At 50.8% G+C, this 22003-nt stretch carries 18 protein-coding genes; 11 read left to right on the forward strand and 7 right to left on the reverse strand.

Annotation, left to right across the window (positions count from 1 at the left end):
* Nucleotides 1-5: 5 nt before the first annotated feature.
* From ICL55_RS02575 to ICL55_RS02585, 3 genes are all read right to left on the reverse strand, one after another.
* Nucleotides 6-2345, reverse strand: coding sequence for an ABC transporter permease (locus ICL55_RS02575; protein WP_188094472.1), 2340 nt, complete (start codon nucleotides 2343-2345; stop codon nucleotides 6-8).
* Between the two features lie 181 nt (nucleotides 2346-2526).
* Entirely contained in the window at nucleotides 2527-3441 is a 915-nt protein-coding gene (locus ICL55_RS02580; RefSeq protein WP_188094473.1) for a patatin-like phospholipase family protein, read from the reverse strand.
* The gene (locus tag ICL55_RS02585) at nucleotides 3438-4277 is read right to left on the reverse strand and encodes a hypothetical protein (protein WP_188094474.1); all 840 of its coding nucleotides are present in this window, start codon (nucleotides 4275-4277) and stop codon (nucleotides 3438-3440) included. The genes ICL55_RS02580 and ICL55_RS02585 overlap by 4 nt, the downstream gene beginning before the upstream one ends.
* A gap of 262 nt (nucleotides 4278-4539) precedes the next feature.
* On the opposite strand from ICL55_RS02585, the gene ICL55_RS02590 reads away from it, so the two are divergent.
* The 7 genes from ICL55_RS02590 to ICL55_RS02620 all read left to right on the forward strand — a co-directional run bounded on the left by ICL55_RS02590 (nucleotide 4540) and on the right by ICL55_RS02620 (nucleotide 12726).
* Nucleotides 4540-5094: an RNA polymerase sigma-70 factor gene (locus tag ICL55_RS02590; protein ID WP_188094475.1), complete on the forward strand. Its 555-nt coding sequence runs from the start codon at nucleotides 4540-4542 to the stop codon at nucleotides 5092-5094.
* A gap of 112 nt (nucleotides 5095-5206) precedes the next feature.
* The gene (locus ICL55_RS02595; protein ID WP_188094476.1) at nucleotides 5207-6262 is read left to right on the forward strand and encodes a FecR domain-containing protein; all 1056 of its coding nucleotides are present in this window, start codon (nucleotides 5207-5209) and stop codon (nucleotides 6260-6262) included.
* 234 nt (nucleotides 6263-6496) lie between these two features.
* The gene (locus tag ICL55_RS02600; protein WP_188094477.1) at nucleotides 6497-9670 is read left to right on the forward strand and encodes a TonB-dependent receptor; all 3174 of its coding nucleotides are present in this window, start codon (nucleotides 6497-6499) and stop codon (nucleotides 9668-9670) included.
* Between the two features lie 11 nt (nucleotides 9671-9681).
* Nucleotides 9682-11175 carry a RagB/SusD family nutrient uptake outer membrane protein gene (locus ICL55_RS02605; protein WP_188094478.1) on the forward strand — a complete coding sequence of 498 codons (1494 nt, stop codon included), beginning with the start codon at nucleotides 9682-9684 and terminating at the stop codon, nucleotides 11173-11175.
* A gap of 144 nt (nucleotides 11176-11319) precedes the next feature.
* Nucleotides 11320-11787: a hypothetical protein gene (locus ICL55_RS02610; RefSeq protein ID WP_188094479.1), complete on the forward strand. Its 468-nt coding sequence runs from the start codon at nucleotides 11320-11322 to the stop codon at nucleotides 11785-11787.
* A 36-nt stretch (nucleotides 11788-11823) separates the two neighbouring features.
* The gene (locus tag ICL55_RS02615) at nucleotides 11824-12330 is read left to right on the forward strand and encodes a hypothetical protein (protein WP_188094480.1); all 507 of its coding nucleotides are present in this window, start codon (nucleotides 11824-11826) and stop codon (nucleotides 12328-12330) included.
* Nucleotides 12331-12342: 12 nt separating this feature from the next.
* Entirely contained in the window at nucleotides 12343-12726 is a 384-nt protein-coding gene (locus tag ICL55_RS02620) for a hypothetical protein (RefSeq protein WP_188094481.1), read from the forward strand.
* Between the two features lie 68 nt (nucleotides 12727-12794).
* Here ICL55_RS02620 and ICL55_RS02625 read toward each other — a convergent pair whose 3' ends face one another.
* From ICL55_RS02625 to ICL55_RS02640, 4 genes are all read right to left on the reverse strand, one after another.
* Nucleotides 12795-14165 carry a RagB/SusD family nutrient uptake outer membrane protein gene (locus tag ICL55_RS02625; RefSeq protein ID WP_188094482.1) on the reverse strand — a complete coding sequence of 457 codons (1371 nt, stop codon included), beginning with the start codon at nucleotides 14163-14165 and terminating at the stop codon, nucleotides 12795-12797.
* A 9-nt stretch (nucleotides 14166-14174) separates the two neighbouring features.
* Nucleotides 14175-17414: a SusC/RagA family TonB-linked outer membrane protein gene (locus ICL55_RS02630; RefSeq protein ID WP_188094483.1), complete on the reverse strand. Its 3240-nt coding sequence runs from the start codon at nucleotides 17412-17414 to the stop codon at nucleotides 14175-14177.
* Nucleotides 17415-17505: 91 nt separating this feature from the next.
* Nucleotides 17506-18531, reverse strand: a complete 1026-nt coding sequence (locus ICL55_RS02635; protein ID WP_188094484.1) for a FecR family protein — start codon at nucleotides 18529-18531, stop codon at nucleotides 17506-17508.
* Between the two features lie 77 nt (nucleotides 18532-18608).
* Complete coding sequence (locus tag ICL55_RS02640; protein WP_188094485.1) at nucleotides 18609-19178, reverse strand: RNA polymerase sigma factor; 570 nt, start codon at nucleotides 19176-19178, stop codon at nucleotides 18609-18611.
* Between the two features lie 128 nt (nucleotides 19179-19306).
* On the opposite strand from ICL55_RS02640, the gene ICL55_RS02645 reads away from it, so the two are divergent.
* From ICL55_RS02645 to ICL55_RS02660, 4 genes are all read left to right on the forward strand, one after another.
* On the forward strand, nucleotides 19307-19960 hold the full coding sequence (locus ICL55_RS02645) for a hypothetical protein (RefSeq protein ID WP_188094486.1): 654 nt from the start codon (nucleotides 19307-19309) through the stop codon (nucleotides 19958-19960).
* 267 nt (nucleotides 19961-20227) lie between these two features.
* Nucleotides 20228-20716 carry a hypothetical protein gene (locus ICL55_RS02650; RefSeq protein WP_188094487.1) on the forward strand — a complete coding sequence of 163 codons (489 nt, stop codon included), beginning with the start codon at nucleotides 20228-20230 and terminating at the stop codon, nucleotides 20714-20716.
* 5 nt (nucleotides 20717-20721) lie between these two features.
* A complete protein-coding gene (locus ICL55_RS02655; RefSeq protein WP_188094488.1) occupies nucleotides 20722-21246 on the forward strand; it encodes a hypothetical protein in 525 nt (174 codons plus the stop codon).
* Nucleotides 21247-21553: 307 nt separating this feature from the next.
* Nucleotides 21554-21991 carry a hypothetical protein gene (locus ICL55_RS02660; protein WP_188094489.1) on the forward strand — a complete coding sequence of 146 codons (438 nt, stop codon included), beginning with the start codon at nucleotides 21554-21556 and terminating at the stop codon, nucleotides 21989-21991.
* The last annotated feature ends 12 nt before the right edge of the window (nucleotides 21992-22003 follow it).

The raw sequence follows: 22003 nt of genomic DNA on the forward strand, positions 1-22003 counted from the left end.
TCAGCCTATTCTGCTTTCAGGCTGTTGGCCGGATTGGTCATGGCAGCGCGGATACCCTGAACGCTGATCGTTAACAATGCTATCACTATTGCCAGCAAACCAGCCAGCATAAATATCCACCACGAGAGGGATATATGTTGGTCCATGTGTTGCAGCAACACCTGCATGGCCCATGCCGCGAGGGGAGCCGATAGCAGGAAGGCCAGCAGTATCGGTTTCATCAGATCGGCCGACAGCATGAACCACAGCCGGGCAATGCTGGCGCCAAATACTTTGCGGATGCCGATTTCGCGGGTACGTTTTTCGGCCATGAAGGTAGATAGGCCCAGCAGTCCGAGGCAGGAAATAATGATGGCGAGTGTGCCCACCACACTGATCATCTGCCAGGTGGAGCGTATACCGGCAAATTTGCGTTCCTGCGCATCCTGGGTGAAATGGAATTCAAAGGGAAAACCGGGGGCCGTTTTTTTGAAAGCAGTCTCCAGTTGCTGTACTTGTTGTTGCCATTGTCCGTTGTTGACGAGGCGAACGAAAATATGATTGAGGGTGCCGGTATTCAGGAATACCGCTAACGGCGCAGTGGCGTCGAACGGATCGTTGAAAGAGAAGTTTTTCACGACGCCGATCACCATATTGTTGCCGATGAGCGTGCCTACTACAGGAGGTTTTAGGCCCATCTTTTTTACAGCCGTCTCATTGAGGATGCAGCCCATCGTATCACCAAAGTCGCGACTGAAGTCGCGCCCTTCCACAAGCGACAGCCCCGCTGTCCTGATCCAATCGTATTGTACATGACTGATGTTGACCATAAAATTCTGGTCGGCCGTTTTGCCGGGCCATACGAGGTCATTGGTGGCGCCGTTGTAGCGTACCAGGTCGTCGTTGCCGGCGGAAACCCCTTGTACGCCCGGTATTTGCAGGAAAGCCTCCCGGATAGCGTCGTATTTGCCGGCCATGTTACCACGGGTAGGGATATCGATCAGGTTTTCCGCATCGTAACCGATCGGCAGTTCCTGCACATACCGATGTTGCCGGAAAATGACGATGGTGGTGATGATCAGGAAAATGGAGATCATAAACTGAAAGGTGACCAGCGCCTTGCGGAAGAAGCTGCCGCTGCGGTTGCTGAGCATCTGGCCTTTTAATACTTTAACCGGCCGGAAGGCACTGAGGAAAAGTGCCGGGTAGCTGCCGGCAATAAGGCCGGTTATCATCGCCAGGCCGATCATCGCCAGCCACAGCTTCCAGTCTGTCAGGTCCATTGTCAGATGGGTACGAAGCATCGTGTTCATGGCATGCAGGCTTAGCTTGGCCAGCAATACGCCGGTGATCAACGCCAGCAACGCCATGGCCATGGATTCGGAGAGGAACTGCCATACAATCTGCCGCCGGGTGGCGCCCAGCGTTTTGCGAACGCCTACTTCCCTGGCCCGTTGTACAGAACGCGCGGTGGCCAGGTTCATGAAGTTGATACAGGCCAGCAACAGCACGAAGATGCCTATGATGACGGTAAACTGGATGATCTGTATTCTGCCGCCGGCTGGTTTGCCGTCTTTAAACTTATTATAAAGACGGAAATCAGCAAAAGGATACGCAAACGGTGTGCTGTTACCGTAACGGGTGCCAACCAGTTTTTTCAGTTTATCGTTGAAGACGCTAGGGTCAACATGTGGTTTGAGGGTGATAAAAGTCTGTATGGCATTATAATCCCAGCGATCAGAGATGCCGGGGTTTTGCAGTTCTGCCAGCCGGTAGGGCAGCACCACATCGAACTTCAGGGTACTGTTTTCCGGGATGTCCCGGATAACGGCACCTACTTTCAGGCTGCGTGTCTGATTGTGCAGGAATATTTTACCGACGGCATCGTCTGTGCCGAAGAATTTACGCGCTGTGCCGGAGGTGATGACGATGGAGCCCGGATCGGAGAGGGCGGCTACCGGGTTTCCGGCAATGACGGGGAACCGGAAGATATGGAAGAAATCAGCATCGGCATAAAGTCCTTTTTCATAGGTGCTTTTATTACCGATGTTCAGCAGCTGATCGCCGCCATCGCTGATACGCGCCACATGATCGGCGTCGGGCAGGCCTTCACGGATGGCTGTTGCGAGGGCAGGGGTGGTCGTTTGGCCGGTATAGATGATGTTCTCCCGCGAATCATTGAGCATGATGCCATAGATAGAGGAGGGATTGGGATGAAAACGGTCATATTGCAGTTCTCCATTTACAAAAAGGAGGAAGATGATGCCCAGCGCAAGGCCTATCGACAGTCCGCTGATATTGACGAAGGTAAATAACCGGTTTTTGGCCATGCCCCGGATAGTAGCGGCGTAGTAGTTTTTCAGCATAATCGGGAATTTTAACCTGTTGTCAGCCGACTCCGCCAAGACGATGCCATCTTTGAAACCCTTGTTTGCCAAGGGACAGGGCATTGCTGGTCGTCCGGTTTCAGGACAAAAGTGTCCGATTTCGCACATAACATGCATCGTTCGGAGGGAGCGCAGCGCATACAGCCGGACATTTCTCCACCTACCAGTTGCCGCCGGGATACTGCTGTAGTATGGCCTTGGCACGCAGTTGTCCCTGTTTCATCCAGGCTTGCATCAGCAACCTGTCAAAACGAAGGCCGGTAGGGAAGTCAGGGTCCAGTTCTGCTTCAGGGCTGATGTAGTATACTTTGACGGGTGCTGTGGCGGTATGCTGAAAGTTGCGCAGCACTTCGAGATCGTTTTCCCGTACGTCCTGAATGAAGATGGTAACGGCGCGTATCAGCACATCGAGCAGGGCGGTGTAATTGTCGTTGCCTGGCTGTTGTGCATCCGGATTGTTGCTGAGGATATAGATGCGGTGTTCCTCTCCGGGCGCGAGGTTAGTGACAACAGCGCGGGTGGGTACCACTTCGCGGTTGCCGCCGTCCACATACTGGCGGTCATTGATGGTGATCGGGGGCATAAAAACAGCCTGATTGCTGCTGCTTTGCAGTGCCTTTATGAGCATCTCGGAGGAGTTGATCACGAGGTTGTCGTAATGGATACTGGCCTGAATAGGGCGGGAAGAAAAGATGCTGAGCCGACCGGTTTGCAGGCAAACGGCGTTGAGGCATAGCACGGAAGTGGATTGCCGGATGGTATTCCAGGCGTCATCGGTCATCTGTTGCCGGATCTGGTTTTCCAGCGGGGTGGTGTCGTACAGATACGGCTTGTTGTTGAGGATGTTGTCGATGGCGTTTTGTTTGTTGAGGATATCGGCATTGCTGTTACTCAGGTAGATGTCAGTCACCTCAGGTATTTTACCGGCTGCTACCATCGCGGCGATGAGGGCGCCGGTGCTGGTGCCGCTGATGAGGTCGAAAGTGCGGATGCCTGTAGAGGCCATCAGCTGGCGGAGTGCTCCAACGCTGAAAGCGCCTTTGGCACCGCCTCCGCTGGTTATGAGTACGTTCATGATCTTTTTTTGAAAGGCTGATGGAACAGGACGATGCCTACGGCAAAGCCCATACGGGCGGATTTCAGTTCATTGTTGACCGACAGGTTGAGGCCGAAAGGACCTAGCTGCACTTCCGCGCCCAATGCCACCTGATTAAAATGTACGAAGCTGGTATTGTATTCCGTATAGGCGTTTAGGTTACCAACGCCGACGGGTATCTTTTTCACAGAGATATCCGTGACACGGACGGCCAGACGGGTACTAAGCGTGGTGTAGAAGGTATTGCCGCGGAGGAAGACGGAAGGACCGGCCATCACGCGAAAGCGGCCCCCACATTGACCGGCGCCCGCGAAAGTATAGCTGAGATAACCTCTCAGCGTGCCGAGGTAGGCAACCTGGTTGCTGAGGATATTGGCTGCGCCCTGACCGAGCTCAAAGCGTTTCTCCAGTCCGCCGCAAAATTCTGAGGAGGGGAAATCCGGATGGGCAATATCCTGACGGTTCATATACACGAGCCATTGAAAGACGTTGTTGGCTTCGTCGTCAGGCAGGGCGTCGGCGAAGCAGGTACCATTGAGGGTATCATTGATGAAGGTGGCGGTTTGCCGGCTGACGCGGATAAAATCCTGATAGCCTTGTGGACTTTTTTGTTTTAGCTGCGCAAGCAGCCGTTCGTTGGCGCTGTCCTGCGGCTGATATTGTCCGAGGGTTTTTGTGAGCGCAGATATGGTTTGTGCATAGGATACCGCTTTAGCTCTGCAGGTGGCATTGTCACAACATTTCTCCCGCGTTTGTGCAGTGAGCTCCCGGATACTGCCTATGCATAGTAACAATAGCAGCAGGGTATTTTTCATAACAGGAAGGTAAGTCTTTTCACAGAAAACGGCAACGCAGTCACGCAAAGTGTGCAAAGATTTTGGCGGAGAATAAGCGCGCAAAGACATAAACAGCTGCTGAAAATATCTCCGCGGAAAAACGCAGTGGAAAACGGAATCGATCTAACGGAAATGAATAAACTCGCCTCTTCGCGTTCTTATTCTCCGCTAAAATCTTTGCACACTTTGCGAGAAAATTTGAGTAGTTTACCCCGGTGCACGCATTATTAAAAACTATTGTATGGGAGACGCTGAAGTAAACACCCTGTGGCAGTCTGTTTGTGGGGCGGATGATCAGTCGGCGTTCCGTACGTTGTTTGATTCCTTCTACAACCGGTTGGTCTGCTTTGCAGCCGATTTGGCCGGTACCCGCGAAGCGGCGGAAGAGATTGTGTCGGATGTGTTTGTGCAGCTATGGAAAAACCGTCGGCAAACGGTAGGGGTTATACGCCTGAAGACTTATCTATATACAGCGGTCCGTCACCGCAGCTATAACTATATACGTGATCATCAGCAGCACCGATGGCTGGGATTGGACAGTATCGATGAACCGGCAGAAACAACCCAGCAACCTTCGCTGGAATGGAAAGAGCTGCAACAGCAACTGGATGCCGCCGTGGGGCGCCTGTCACCGCAATGCCGCACCGTTTTCCGTATGGTCCGCGAGGAAGGATTCAAATACAAGGAGGTGGCCGCCATCCTCGATGTTTCCCCGCGCACCGTGGAAACGCAACTGGTAAGGGCCGTGGCAAGGTTGCGCGAAGTGCTGCAAACGATGCAACACCCGGTACGGTAGACTGGAGGGACCGCATTACTCCGCCATTTTCAAAAAAAATTTTAACGTTTGTACGTAATCGTGGTTTTTTTCGTGTCTGGTTATCCGGAGAGCACTTCTTTCCGGAAGAATAATGACAGATGAACAACGCCTGAACGAATTGATCACTGCCCGGCTGACCGGCATCATCGATGCTGATGGAACGGCTGAGCTGGAATCCCTGTTGCGGTTATATCCTGAACAACGGGCCACCCTTGCTTTGCTGGAGCAATACTGGGACGCTGTTCCGGTAGCCGGTGCACCTACCGGAGACGCTTTCCGAAATATCATGGACGTGGCAGAGCCAGCCCACCTATCTCCCGAAAAAACAATCACTAAAGGTTTCTCACGGAAATCGTGGGCGATGTGGGCGGCAGCGGCGGTTACGCTGCTGGGCATGTTCTTTTTATTCCGGCCCGGTAGCAGATCGCCTCAGCAAATAGTACGGACGGCCGACGGAGAGCGGAAAACTTTCCGTCTGGCAGATGCCAGCACCATACACCTCAACGGCGGCAGCCAGTTGCGTTGTGTGGTGGATGGTTCCCGCCGCGAGCTATGGCTGGAAGGAGAAGCCTATTTTGAGGTGGCGCCGGACCCGTCCCGCCCTTTCATCGTACATGCTTCCGGCGTTAATATCCATGCGCTGGGCACGGCGTTTAACGTAAAAGCCTACCATGGGCAGCCATCCTGCGAAACGACCCTGCTGGAAGGCGCCGTGGAAGTATATGCGGACAAAACCCCCGACAGCAGGATACGGCTGCGGCCCTACGAAAAAGTGTCCCTGGACGCTACGGCATCCATTGCTGCACCGGTAAAAAAGATAAACCTGAAAACGATACATGCCGGCCCGCAGACACCAGCGGCGACAGTCGCACCACTGGCCGACAGCAGCCTGACCGAGACTGCCTGGGTAAGCAACCGGCTGCAATTTGATGAAATCAACTTTGAAGAACTGGCCCGGCTGCTGCAACGCTGGTATGGCGTACACATCACTTTCCGGGATGAAAAACCGAAGCACTATGTCTTCAGCGGCGCTTTTGCCGGCGAAACCGTCACGCAGGCACTGGACGCCATGCAGCTGATCGAAGATTTTCGCTATGAAGTACAAGGCAACATGATTACCATATTTAGCACGTCAACTAAAAAATAAGCTGCAAAAACCGTTATGAATCAGTAAAAACAAACAGTAGAACATCACAGAAAAAAAACAGGAAATGCTACGAACATTTCCTGTCATTCCAGGTAAAGAAACAATGCATATCCCCTTTGGCCGGGCGGACAAGGCATTGTTATTTTCTCACCCATCATCACAAATGTAATGCAAAATGTCAACCAATCGCGTTGCCGCCGGCAAAGAACGGCGGTACTAAAGCCTCTAGTCATTATGAAGCTGTCTTTTGTTATTGTTTTATTGTCCTGTCTGCAGGTGGCCGCCACCGGCTATTCCCAGCGCCGGGTAACACTGTCGGTCAGGGATACGGAGATCAAAAAGGTGCTGGACCGCATCTCCGGGCAGACAGACGTACGTTTTCTGTACAGCGACCGTAAAGTGGACCTGCACCGTAAAGTGAGCCTGCATGCGGAAGAAGAGCCGCTGCCCGTACTGCTGGACAAACTGCTGGCCGGCAGCGGATTTACCTATAAAGAACTGGAAAATAAACTGGTGGTCATCATCCCCGAAAATACCGGCTGGGACAATATCCAGGTGAAAGGAAAAGTGACCGGCGCAGATGATGGCAGCCCGCTGCCCGGTGTAACGGTACAGGTGAAAGGTACTGCCATCGGTACGCTGACAGACGAAAATGGTAACTTTCAACTCAACGCGCCCGCCGGCGGTACGCTGCTGTTCCGCTATGTAGGGTACGACCAGCTGGAGCTGCCGGTGAAAGGCAGTATGCAGGTGCAACTGAAAAAATCTTCCAGCGCCCTCTCAGAAGTAGTGGTGGTAGGTTACGGTACCACCCAGAAAAAAGACCTCACCGGCTCTGTCGTGAGCGTCACGCCCAAAGATTTTAATAAAGGCATCATCAGCAACCCGGTACAGGTACTGCAGGGTAAAGTGGCAGGCCTGGTGATCAGCAAACCCGGCGGCAATCCCAACGGAAAAATCAGCATCCGGCTGAGAGGCGCTTCCTCCCTGTCGGCCAGCAGCCAGCCACTGTTTGTGGTAGACGGTATCCCCGGTATCGACATCAACGTGGTACCGCCGGACGATATCGTGTCCATCGATGTGCTGAAAGACGCTTCGGCTGCTGCTATCTACGGCTCCCGCGGCGCCAACGGCGTTATTATCGTCACCACCCGCCGCGGTAAGGAAGGCGCTCCGCAGGTGTCGTATAGCGGTTACGTAGGCTTCGACCAGATCGCTAACACCTACGACGTAGTGAATGCAGACCAATACCGCAAATACCTGAAGGATAATAATATTGACCCTAATGGTTTTGACCTCGGCTCCGGCACCAACTGGCAGAAAGCCATCTCCCGCACAGGCGTGAGCCATAACCATAACCTCTCCATGGGCGGTGGTAAAGGTGATACCCGCTACAGCGCTTCGGTGAACTATCTCAATAACCAGGGGGCCATTATCAATTCCGGGCTGGAACGCATCATCGGCCGCATCACCCTCGATCAGGGCATCTTCGACAACCGGCTTCGTATAGGCCTGTCCATGAACTACGTAGGCGAGAAAAACCGCTACCAGGGCCTGAACCCGGACGACCAGGGTGATAACCGCATCTGGGAACAGTCCATCGCCTATAATCCTACCGCGCCCATTTATAAACCCGATGGCACTTATTTCGAAAAACTCGATATCAACGATAACTACAACCCGGTAGCACTGGCCAACCAGATCAACCATCAGCGCGCATTCAATAAATTTATCGGATCTGCCAAGATCACCTACGATATCACGAAAAACCTGACCTACGATGTGCTGTTAGGACTGGAAAGAGCTTCCGCCGACAGAGGCATTTATTACTCCAAAAAATCACCCGTGATAGAAGGCGCCGGCAGCAACGGTACCGCTACCCGTGAATCCAAAACATGGGACAACAAAACACTGGAGACCTATTTCACCTACAGCAAACAATGGAAACAACACAACCTGAAAGTAACTGCCGGTTATTCCTATCAGAATTTCTTCAATAACTCCATGACCGCCGGCAATACTCAGTTTGTGTCCGATATCTTTGGCTACAACAACCTGGGCGCCGGCCAGGCTGACCTGCCTACCGTTGGTTCCGGGGCAGGAGAGAATGCGTTGGTGTCTTTCATCGGCCGCGCCTTCTACAGCTATCACGATAAATACCTGCTCACCGGTACCATCCGCCGCGATGGCTCCACCCGTTTCGGTAAGGACAAAAAATGGGGCACCTTCCCCTCCGCCTCTTTCGCCTGGCGTATGACACAGGAACCTTTCCTGTCAGGAACTTCCTGGCTGGAAGACCTGAAACTGCGTGTAGGCTACGGCGTTACCGGTAACCAGGAAATCGATAACTATAAATCACCTTTGACATATAGCCCTGGTGGTAAAGTGCTGGACAACGGCCGCTGGGTAACATCCTACGTCATCGGGCAAAATGAAAATCCCAATCTGCGTTGGGAATCCACCGCGCAATTTAATGCCGGCATCGACTTCAGCATCTTCAAAGGCCGGCTGACCGGTACCCTCGAGTACTACGACAAACGGACCAAAGACCTGTTGTTCAACTACAACGTGCCCTCTCCGCCGTACCTGTTCCCCACCATTCTGGCCAACGTAGGACAGATCAGCAACAAAGGGGTGGAGCTGTCGCTCAGTGCAGGCGTGATTCAGCGGAAAGATTTCAGCTGGGATGTTTCCTTCAACATCTCCCGTAACTATAATGAGATCCTCTCCATCGCAAACGACCAGTTCAAGAGCGACGCTATCTATGCCGGTACCGTGGGCGCGCGCGGCCTTACCGCTGTACAGATCGTGAAAGTGGTGCCGGGTTACTCTATCGGTACCTTCTACATTCCGCAGTTCAACGGTGTGGATGCCAATGGTAACCAGCAGTTCAAAGACCTCGACGGCAACGGTTCCTTCGACTTCCGCAGCGACAGCCGCGTAGCGGGTAACGGTCTGCCTAAATACCAGGCCGGTCTTGCCAACACTTTCCGCTACAAAAACTTCGATCTCAATTTCCTGTTGCGCAGCCTGTTCGGCTATCAGATCTTCAACGCCACAGAACTGGTGCTCAGCGATCGTTTCAGCCGCATGCCCGGAAGGAATATCATCGCTAAATATGCCGACAGCAATATCCGCGGCACCTATGTGTCTGACCGCTTCATCGAAAACGGCGCGTTCCTGCGGCTCGACAACTTCACGCTGGGGTATAACATCCCGGCGGCCAATAGTAAATGGTTCGCCAACCCGCGGGTATATATCTCCGGACAGAATCTCTTCATCCTGACCGCCTATTCCGGCCTGGACCCTGAATTGCCCATCGATGGCCTCGCGCCCGGTATCGATAACCGGAACGTATATCCGAAAACACGCTCGCTCGCAGTGGGCTTTACGGTGAACTTTAAATAAATATGATGATCATGAAAACAAGTATCTTAAAATATACCTTACTGGCAGGCATGGCCTGTTCCGTTTTCAGCTGTACCAAGCTGGATGAAACGTTCTATGACCGTGGTACAGACGACAACTTCCTCAAAACAGAAGATGAGCTCAACGCCTTCGCCAACGGCGCTTATGCCAATATGCGCAGCTACCGCGACGCCTATTGGAAAATGAATGAAGTCACCACCGACGAAACCACCGTGCCTTCCCGCGGCGCCGACTGGAACGAAGGTGGCCTGTGGCGCGTACTGATCAGTCACCAGTTTCCGGTAACCCATCAGTATATCAATGACATGTGGAACAGCATCTACCAAAATGGTGTCAACCCGGTCAACGCCATCCTGCAAAAGCTGGACCAGTCCACGCTGCAGCTACCTACCAAAGACCAGATCAAAGCACAGATGAAAGTGCTGCGTGCCTTTCATTTTTATCTGGCCATGGACGCTTTCGGTAACATTCCCATTGTGACTTCCTTCAGCCAGGCAGAGCCGCCTAAAAATACGCCCCGGGCGCAGGCCTTTACATTCATTGAAAAAGAGATCCTGGACAATATCCAGGCGTTGCCCGCAGAACTGAACACTAAAAACTACGGTAAAGTCACCAAAGGGATGGGCTTCATGCTGCTCGCCCGACTATATGCCAACGCGGAAGTATATACGGGAACGCCACGCTGGAACGACTGTATCCGTATGTGCGACTCCGTTACCAAACAAGGCTACCAGCTCGAGGCGGACTATTTCGCTAATTTCTCCACCCACAACGAATCCTCCAAAGAGAACATCTTTGTGGTACCCTACGACGCTATCAATGCCAAAGGTATGATGCTGCATTATCTGACGCTGCATTACAACAACCGCTATACCTACGGACTGCCCAGCGCCCCATGGAACGGATGGTGTACACTGAAAGCGCATTATGAATCCTATGACAATGACGACAAACGTAAAACCATGTTCCTCGTTGGTCAACAGTATGCGCAGGATGGTACGCCGCTGAAGACCGAACAGGGTGCTCCCCTCATCTTTACACCGGAGATTAATGATCTGGCCAACGCCACCCAAACAGAAGGTGTACGTATCGTTAAATATGAGATAGAGAAGAACACGCCCTACGCTGACCAGGACAACGATCTCGTGATTTTCCGCTACGCCGATGCCCTCCTGCTGAAAGCAGAATGCCTGCTGCGTACCGGCCAGGCTGCACCGGCCCTGGCGTTGGTGAACGAAGTGCGGGCCCGCAACTTCGCCGTGGCCAAACCATTGCTGACGCTGACACTTGATAATATGCTGGCCGAAAGAGGCCGGGAATTTATCTGGGAAGGTTGCCGCCGGCAAGACCTCATCCGGTTCGGCAAATGGAACAGTGAATGGCAGTTCCACCCGGCCGATGCCGAATTCAGGAAACTGTTCCCTATCCCGCAAGCCCAGCTGGACGCTAACCCGAATTTGGTGCAGAATCCGGGATATAAATAATTAATACTGCAGTCCGGAAGACAAAAACAAAAGCCTTAGCGATGATCAATGGATCGCTAAGGCTTTTATAATATTGTTCCATTTGTGGAATATTGTATACATTCATTTCCTGCGACGTATTGTTCCCGCAGAACCACTAACATCATGAAAAAAATATACACTACTGCCTTATGCCTGCTGTTTGGCTGTATAACAGTATCCGGCCAGGTTGCGACCAATACAGAGTCGAAAGACTCAACAAATATCTATTATCAGGCATTTCTTCAGTACTGCTCCGGCGCTCCCGAAGGGCATAGGGAAACATTGCTGGTGGAGGAAGATAATATAACAACGAAAAGTATTCCCAGGCGAATGGGGGCTTTTGATATCGAGATACTTAATTATTCAGCTATTAAGAATAGATTGAAAAAGGAGACGTCGCTAACGGTGATCAGAATAATTCCCCTGCGCATGGAGGGAGGGGTGTTCTTTATCGATATAATTCCCTTTGGCGTGACAAAAAGTTCGAAAGGGCTGAATTACGGCAACAGTGGAGGATATGGGATCGAGTTCCGATACAATTGTTCCAGCAAGAAATTTGAGTTGCTGGCGGTTAAAAGGGGAAGTGTGTAAATACTGAAATCCGACGTTGTTACTTAAGCGACAAATATGCGGAAATTGAATTTTTTGATTCCGGTGATGATCCTGTTTTTATATTCCTGTAACTATGCTCTGTTCGTACCTAAGCATAACGTATTACACGTTTGTACAGGATATTTGATGTATTACAATAACCGGGAGTATTTCTTCCCGGAAAAAAATATTCGCGGGAATAATTTTTTCTCCAAAAAGGTAAGGAAGAATGGATATATACTGCGTGTGAATGAATGGGGAGAGAACTTTTCATCTATTGGTCAAAAATATATTATCGGTAATTATTATCCGGTGAAGGATACTTTGGTGCTGATAGAAGATTCCGTGAGCATCATTCCGGTTGAAACAGTTTCTGTGTCGGCGGGGTTTAAGAGAAAAGGGGGTACTGCTTATTGGCGAATACGATATGGTGGGCGAGATTTTTTTCTGAACTATGCCGGCGCCAATCATCAATATGTTTGGAGAGTGTATCCGATATTGGATAGCGATAAGTCAGCCCGGGGAGTAAAGAAGCAAGATTAACATTGTTTGCACATGAAGATAGTTTTATTTATACCGCTGTTCAGTTTTCTTTTAAGCTGTAGTTTCGAGGAACCTAAATTTGTACGAAAACAAATTGACAATCAAGACATCTCGATAAAGTGGTTTTATTATAGTCACCTCACCAACAATAGCCCCGACCTGGTAGTGGTGGAAAAAAACGGTAATAGAAAAGAGATCTTTAAAGCAACATGGACTGTTCTGGACGTAACCCTTAAAGACCACGACATTATCCTGAAGACACTCGGGCCGTCAAAAAGCATGGTATTTACAAAACACATGGATGAAGAAGTGTTTGGATATAAGATTACCTTAGATACAACGGGTACTTATAACGAGACAAAATTAATACCTGACGGGGTAAAAGAAGGCAGATAACACAACATGATAAAGGCCTTAGCGATCAATCATCATCGCTAAGGCCCTTTCCTTTTAATATCTATCCACTAATACCCCGGATTCTGTGCAAATCCCATGATATCTATCTCCTGCTGCGGTATCGGATACAACAACCGAAACGCCGGCAAATTCACTTTTTTATTCGCCAGTACTTCGGAGATAGCTCTGTTGGTGCGTACCAGATCAAACCAACGATCGCATTCGAAAGGCAGCTCCAGCCGGCGCTGTTTATACACTTCTGCGCGGAAACTGGCCTGGTCGGGTAAGTCAGTGGCGGTGAGGGCTGTCAGGCCGGAGCGGGTACGCACGTTGTTGAGGTAAGTAAACGCATTGCCATTGGCAATGTAGCCCTGCTCGTTTAGTACTTCTGCCTGCAGCAGGAGGATGTCCGCGAAGCGCAGCACGGGGAAGTCGTTGCCGGCGTTGCCGTTTACCGGCTGATCGAGGAACTTGCGCGGCATGATATTAGCGTTGCCGGTTGGTTTTACCGGGTCTACGAGCGGTTTGCGCAGATCGTTGGCGTCGTAGGCATTTGTCAGGGTGGTGTCGACGGTGATCACCTGTGAATTAGCGTACCAGAAGCCGTGGTCCTGATTGGCGACGCCTTTGGCGTAGCGGACCGCGAATACGATCTCCGCGTTGTACTTGTTGCCGGTATTGAATACGTCTGCTACATTAGGCAGCAGGGAAAATACTTTGGAGTCGATGACATCCTGTAATACCGTTTGTGCGTTACCGTATTTCTTTTCGTAGAGATATACTTTACCCAACAGCCCTTTGGCGGCGCCGGCGGTAATGCGTCCCAGATCGTTGGCCGGATAGGTGTTGGGCAGGTTGGCCGCGGCAAATGTAAGATCTTCTTCTATCAGCTTATAGGCGGCAGCCACCTCATCTCTTTTCAGGTTTACGGCACTGATGGGGTCTACTACGGTAGTCAGTACAGGTATGCCTCCCCAGAGCCGCACCAGGTTGAAGTAGTCCAGTGCGCGGATAAACCTCGCTTCCGCTTTGATACGGTTTTTCAGCTGTTCATCCATTTTGATACCGTCGATATTGCCCAGTAGGGTGTTGCAACGGAAAATACCATTGTATACGCCCACCCAGGTGTTGTAGAAGTTAGTATTGCCGGGGTTATCGGAATACCGGTTGATCTGATAGTTCTGGCCGGCATTGGAGGACGGGTCCTGATCGGTGAAATTGTCGGCCCTGGCTTCCATCAATACCTGAAAGGTGTTGCCATATTGACTGCTCAGTGCGAGGGATTCGTAACATCCGTTCACGGCGGTGATGGCATCGTCCTGTGTTTTGAAGAAGGTGCCCGGGGAGATGGCCGACGGCGGCGTCAGGTTCAGGAAGTCTTTACCACAGGCGCTCAGCAGGAATAGCAGTGCTGGCAAATATAATAAGTGCTTTTTCATGATCATTCGTTAAAAGGTGATGTTAAGACCAAGAGAATACGTGCGTGCAAGGGGATAGGAGCCATAGTCCTCCCCGGCAGTCAACGCATTATCGGTACGGTTGCTGATCTCCGGATTGAACAGGGAGTAGTTGGTAAAGGTGAACGGGTTCTGTACCGCACCGTATATTCTTGCGGCAGAGAGATGGACACGGCCCAGCAGAGAGGATGGGAAATTGTATCCCAGCGCGATGTTCCGTACCCTTACGAAAGAACCGTCTTCCACATGCCAGGAGGAGGTGATACCGTTGCCACCGGTGGCGAGGCGGTTAGGTCTGTTGATATAGCCGTTACCGATATTGTCCGGAGACACGTAATGGTCTTTGACGAAGCTCAGGTTGTTGAAGTTACCTTCCACATTGGCGATGTAGCGTCGGAAGAGATTGAGGATTTTATTACCCTGACTGCCCTGTATCGAAAAACTGAAGTCCAGCTGTTTGTAGCGTACGGTGTTACTGAAACCGAAGATGTACTTAGGCTGGAAGCTGCCGACAATGGCCCGGTCGTTAGCATCAATCTTACCATCGCTGTTGATGTCCCTGAATTTAAGATCGCCTACATAAGTAGGGTTGCTGGTTTTGGCGGAGCCGTCCAGATCAGCTTTGTCGCGGTAGATGCCATCAGTCACGTACAGATAATAGGAACCGATTGTTTCGCCGATTTTAGTGATGAAATAGGCGTTGCCGGTGCCACCGGTAGCGATGATAGGCGCGCCGGAGGGGCCCAGGCGGGTAACTTTGTTTTTGTTGAAGGCGATGTTGGCGTTGCCTTCCAGCGACCAGTCTTTGCCTAGTTTCTTATTGTAGGATAAGGTTATTTCCACGCCGCGGTTGTTCAGCGCACCGATGTTTTGCAGATAGGTGCTGAACCCCGAGATGCCCGGTACGGGGAGATTCAGCAATAGCTTGGTGGTATTGGAGTTGTAGTAATCAACGGTCAGGTTCAGGACATCTTTAAAGAGTCCTATTTCCACGCCGGCATCGAAGCTGGCGGTGCTTTCCCAGGTAAGGTCCGGATTGGCGGGCGTTACCACCGATACACCGTTCACCAGCGTCTGATTGCCGAGGATATAGTTGCTGTTGGTGGCGTTGGTGCCGTTATAGTTGGCCAGCTGCGCCAGCGAACCATAGTTGGGTATCTGGAAGTTACCGGTGAGACCATAGCTGCTCCTGATTTTCAGGGAACTGATGACATTCACGCTTTTAAAAAACGGTTCGTTGGATACCTGCCATGCTGCTGAGATAGCCGGGAAGGAAGCCCATTTTTTGTTGATGCCGAAACGGGAGGAGCCGTCTCTTCTCACGGAACCGGTGACAAAGTATTTATCGCCGTAGCTGTATTGCACCCTTGCCAGCCAGGAGTTCAGGCTCCATTGTTCCTGTGAGGAGGCGCCGGCATTGATTTGACCGGCATTGAGCGTGGTCACGATGTCTGTCGGGAAATTGATGGCGGTCAGCGTATTGTGCTCCTGGTTTTCTTTCTGGGCGGTGAAGCCGGCGAGTGCGTCTATTTTATGTTTTCCGAAGCTCTTCGCATAGGAGACGGTATGTTCTATCAGCCAGTTCGTGTATTGGTCGGTGTTAGAGAAACCGGTGGCTACGGAAGGCAGCGTGCCGGAAGGGATCGGGAGGGTGGAAGGGCGGTAGTAGTCCCGGCGGAAAGTATTGATGTCTGTTCCGGCGGAAATTTTGTATTTCAGGCCGCTGAGTATTTCGTATTCCATATAGGCATTGGCCATCAGGCGGAAGTTCTTCATACGGTCTTTGATCAGGCTGGCTACCGCTACGGGGTTCAGCTGGTTGGTTTGTCCATAGCCCCACACGTTGACGGAATCAGCAAAGGTGCCGTCGGGGTTGCGTACCGGGAAGATGGGCGCATATCCCAGCGCGAGTGCCACCACGCCGGAGTTGGGCGCAAACCAGGGGCCTTCTGCATTGACGAGGTGGTTGTCGGTAAAGGAAGGGTTCATATTCACGCCAAAGCGGAACCGCTTACTGCCACCGTCAATCCGGAATCGGCTGGAATAACGTTTGTAGTTGTTGTTGATCACGATACCATCCTGATTGAGGTAGTTACCGGAGAAATAATAAGACAGGTTGTCACTGCCGCCGTAGATGCTGACGGTATGACTTTGCATGGGCGCCTGGCGGAAGATTTCTTTCTGCCAGTCGGTATTGGTGAGTCCCTGCTGACCGGCCAGATAAGGCAATACCTGCGGAGGTACCCAGGTAGACGGATTTCTGGGGCGTACACTGTTAGGATCTGTTGGTTTGCCACCCGGCACCGCGTCCAGATAGGCGTTGTTATGACCGTCGTATACCAGTTTGGCATAGTCGTAGGCGTTCAGCACATCCACATGTTTGTTGACGTTTTGGATGCCGTAATTCGCATCATAGTTGACGGTCAGTTTGCCGGCGGTACCTTTTTTAGTACGAATGAGTACTACGCCGGTGGAACCTCTGGAGCCATATATGGCCGCTGATGCGGCGTCTTTTAATACGTCAATGGAGGCGATATCATTGATATTGATGGAGGCGAGCGGATTGGCCGGTTGCTGATAGCTGTTCACGCCCGGAGAAGCATTGCGGGTGTCATTGGTGACCGGCATGCCGTCTATGACGAACAGGGGATTATTACCGGCGCTGATGGAACCTACGCCGCGTACACGGATAGATACGTTGCCGCCGGGAGCGCCGTTGGTCTGCATCACCTGTATGCCGGCCATCTTACCGGCCAGGGCCTGATCGAAGGAAGTGACCGGCTGCTGCATCAGATCGGCGGAGCGGACAGAGGCTACTGCGCCGGTCAGCTCTTTTCTGGTGCGGCTGCCATAACCCACTACCACCAGCTCGTTCAGGCCGTGGCTGGATTCCTTCATTCGTACCAGCAGCAGGTTGCCTTCTCCTGCTTTTACCGTAAAACCATCTACGCGGTTGGTTTCATAACCGATAAAGCTGAAAGCAAAATCATACCGGGAGCCTGCTTTAAGGCCCTGCAGCTGAAATACGCCGCGGTCGTTGGTGGAGGCGTTGTAGGTTTCCTTACCGTTCCGTTGTTTAACGGTAATGGATACACCGATAAGCGGTTCACCGTTTTCGCTTACCACACTTCCTTTCACCAGAACGGGTTTGCCGGCTTCCTGTGCATAGGTGTGCAGGGCACATAGCAGCAATAAAAGAATACGGGAGTACCTTCTTAAAAGTCTGATCATATGATAATGTATTTGTACGATTTTTTAAGAATGAGCAGCCCTGCACATGCTGCAGCATGTGTCAAATTGGTAAAAACGGCTGTTCGGTTTTTTATTTGCTGATAATGATGCTATCGCCTGTAGCCCTGAGTTCCAGCTGATTCATGGCGCATATCGCTGCCAGAATGCTTTTCAGGGAATCTTTCTTCAACACTTTTCCGGTGAAATACAATGCACTGACATCTTCCTGCTGAAAACATACGGTTGTTTTAAAATGTGCTCCCAGGGTATGAAGGGCCTGGTCGAGCGGCTCGTTGTTGAAGGAAAGCACGACGTTGTTGACTTCCGGCGCCTTGCTGACAGCTGCTTTTCCGGCATTGCCGGACTTGCTGATATCGAATGACCGGGTGATGGTATTGATGGCATATGCTTCTCCCGGTAACAAGTAAACATCCTCGTTGTTATCTGTGGTGTGTATTTGTACTTTGCCTGATGACAGTTTCACGGACAGATGATCAGCTTCCAGTGTGTTCACCGTAAAAGTAGTACCCAGTGCGGTAACGGTTATGCCGGCGGCTTCCACGAAGAAAGGCCTTTTTGTATCTGCCTGCACGATAAATTCCGCTTTCCCCTGTAAGGTGAGCCGGCGCTGCATTTTCAGGGTGCTGTCTTTCCATGTCAGCGTACTGCCGGGCGCCAGATGGATGACAGAGCCGTCGGCCAGGACCAGCGTTTTGATATCGTTGCCACCGTTGGTGATCTGTCGACTGGCGACTGCTGCTGTTGCTGCCTTTTCGTGGGCGGAGTCCACCTGGTATTTCAGATAGACGGTTCCGATCAGCACCAATACTGCGGCGGCGACAGACAGTGGAAGCAGTACCGCGCTCAGCGGCCGTTTCCGCGCAGGCGCTACGGCGTTCGCTTCTATGGCGGCGTGTAGCCGGTCCAGTATGGCAGCGGTTTTATCCGCAGACAACACCTGTTTCTTCTCCGCGATGCTTTGCAGATACGCTTCCAGCATGGCTGCTTTCAGGGACTCGTCTGCACCCTGCTGCATCCATGTTTCCAGTAATGTAATGTCCGCGGCATCGGCCTGCCCTTTTTTGAATTTCTCTAATAGTAAGTAGAATTGTTCCATGTCTTCATCTATAAAAACTCAACAAGGAGCAAAAAGGGGGGAGGAGGATATGTTACCAAATTATTAACGAATGGAAATCAATATTGAAAGTAAGTGCTGAGAAGCAGCAAACCCGCCACCGGTATGGTTACCTGTTGGGCAGCGATATACGTTTTAATAAAGGCGGAGGATGCCTTAAGGTATTCTTTAGCGGTATGATGGGAAATGCCCAGGATGGAAGCCGCTTCCTGGAGCGACTTGCCTTCCAGCCGGCAAAGCCGGAAGATCATTTTTTTTCTGGGGGACAATTTTTCTATGGCGTCGCTGATCAGGTGGAGTTGCAGCTCTTTCAGGACAGCAAAGTTGTCATCGTCTGTAGATACAGGCTGTTCTGGGTGGGCGGCCAGGATGGTCTTTTCTTTGGCCGCGTTTTTCAGGTATTGAATAGATTTATTATAGCTCACTACAAACAGCCAGCGTGCCACATCGTCGGTGAGTTCCAGCTTGTGGCGGTTGTTCCACAATGCCAGGAACACATCTTGCAGGATGTCTTCAGCCACTTCCTGCTGGGGCACCAGCTTACAGATATTCATGAACACAGCCTGATGATACTGGCTGTAGATACTATCGAATGCCGCAAGTTCAGCTTTATGGAGTAGCATAGTCATATCGGGTGCACTGTTTCTGACCATCAAAAATAGGATGGGACAAGACAAATTAAAAGAAGGGGCAGGTTATGTTATGATTATCATTGCCCGGTTGGAAGGGTGGCGAAAGAATATTACCTTTGCGTACCATGTTTTACAGAAAAATCTATCTACCGCTGATGGCCTGCGCGATGGCCGCCTGTAGCAAATCAGATAAAGAGACATCAAAGGATACCGATCCTGCTGACCTGAACAGCATCTCCGTTTCCATAGAAGGAGAGGTTAACCAGAAAATCGAAGCCCGGGGCAGAGATGTGGAAGTGGCCCTGCTGAAGTTTACCAAAACTTCGCTGGAGGGATTTGGCGTGGGTGGTTTTGTGGCGGGCGCCGGTGGCAACACCAAAACCGATGCCTCCACCGGTCTGATGAAGCTGGACCTGCAAGCCGGCATGGAACAGACAGGGACAGCCACCGGTTCGGTGACGGTCCAAAACGGCAACAGTCAAACCAGCTACTCCGGCCAGTTCTATTTCCTCTACTACGAAACAGACATTAATGGCAGCAATAGTAGGACCTACCTGACTTTAACGGAGGTAAGGGATACCGCGAACCTGTTGAAGTTAAAAGGACATTTTAGATATAACGCAGCCTATGGGCCTGATAACCAGTCTGACGACTGCGTAAAGGAGGGAATTGCGAATAGCGGCCGCATGCCGATGTACAATCCGGACCTCTGTGGCGCTAAAAAAGTGAAGGTGTCAGGTGTCTTCACTATCTATCTTGATAAAGTGATGCAGCAATAGTCAGCTGTTTTTAAACGAATAATTCATAACGGCCGTTATCCTCCGGTAATCCGGTCGACTACGCCTACCTGCGAACGAGCGCTATCTGCAAGCCTTTGCTGGTAGTAGTGTTGTTGCGTAGCCCCACAGGAACAGTATGCCCCATCTTGCAAACGCCTCCCGTTGCGGGGTACGGCATAATAATCGCGTTGACCGCAACAGAATTTCAGTATAAAATAGTATTTTCAACCATAATCCTCAGCCCTTCACCTCGAAATTTTGTAGCATATGCTGAAAAAGCCCCTTGTTACCCTGTTTTTTTTCTTTGTTTTTATCATCATGCCTTTTGTAGGAAGAGCACAGGTGGACAGCGCCGCCTACCACGTATTTGTACGGGATCTTTCTCTCGCCCCGCATATGCCTGTCGGTACGGTGGAATCTGGCCAACCGTTTGAGTTGACGATGGTGTATACTATTTCCGACGGTAAGCAGACGGTACGTTACTTCCCTGAGAACACCCGCAGCAGCGTTATCAGCGGTTTGGTCGAATGTGAGCGGGTACTTAAAAGAACAAAGTGGCAGGAAATATATCCGGAGCTCAAAACGGGAAACAATTTCAGTATCGTGATACCTATGGTCTTCCGGTTTGCCAATGCCGCTGGTATAACAAGGGAAGAAGAGGAGGCAGTTATCAGAAGGCTGTTTGAATTCACAGGCAAGGTAGATCCACCCTATAAGATATTAGACATCGTGTTTGTAGGCTTCTTTAAACGATAAGACTTATGTTCCAACCTAAAACTTTATGGGATAAGCTTTGCTTTCTCTTGCTTTTTGTGACCATGCCTTTTGCCGCAAAAGCGCAGGATAGTACGGCATACCTTGAATACCAAAAGGCTATTAGCCAGGCGCCTCGTTTTTCAACAACATTTCAGCAGAAGGGGCAGCCGTTCGAACTCGTCCTGGTGTGTGACGTCTCCAAGGGAGAGAAAACAGTTCGTTATATACCCGGAGACATCTCCGATAGTATGTATGAGTATTTCAGGGAGCCTGCGAGAATATTGATGGAAATGGATTGGGTAAAGATATTTCCCTCCTTAAGCGTGAAGGGGGATTTTAGTGTAGTGGTGCCGTTTATAGTACGGTTTAAAAACGGTCCATGGGTAGACACTGAGCAGGAGCTGGGAACGCTCTATAGGCTCTTCGGTTATACCAAATCGCTTGGGTTGCCCTATCGGCTATGTGATCCGGTGTTTGTGACTTTACGTAGAAACGAACATCGTAAAAAAGACAAGGCTGCTAGTCATTAAAATGTTGTAGTAGCATCCTAAAATTCCGCACTTTTTATCTGAATTTTGCAGGATGGAACGCCTCTTATACTATGTGAAACATTTTGATCCTAATTTTTGGATATGCCCGATCATGGGGGTAACGATGATTGTTGGGGTGCTATGGCGGCATTTTTTTTCATCTGCTTTTAGAAGAGATGAACCACTTGACCTGCCTGCACCGATGCCTACAGTATCATATACTCCTCGACCTTCACTCTTTACACCTGTCCATCAGGAGCAATTTGTGCGACGACTATTGGAAGTTGTTGCGTGGACGGAGTCATTGATGAAAGAATATCCAGATGGGGAATGGGACAACCAGATGGTATTCAGAAAAACAAAGTTGATCAATCTGGAAGCATCTTATCTCAGCGAAGAATTTCCCCGTTTGCTTTTCGCCGCTTTGACCGCCAGAAAAGACATTTCGCCTGTTACGTGGGAAGAGATGAAGCAGAAGGGCAAAATCGCGGCACACGAAATCTATGTAACGGTAGTGGATGGGGCAGCAGAAGTAGCCAGTAACGGATATGTGGATATTAATGACCTGCCGCCAGTTGATACCTGGATTTATCAGGCCTACAGGATTGGAAAGGGATATCCTGTTCTTTATTGCTGGGTGCCGAATGCCTTTGTAGCCGACGTGCAGGCAGCGATGGACGTACATGTTTTAGATAACTATGAATGGATAGACGTGGAACAACTGCTACCCGATTATCAGCAATAGCTATCTCCTTCA

The sequence above is a fragment of the Chitinophaga varians genome, assembly GCF_014529945.1.
In the GTDB taxonomy this organism is placed as follows: Bacteria; Bacteroidota; Bacteroidia; order Chitinophagales; family Chitinophagaceae; genus Chitinophaga; species Chitinophaga varians.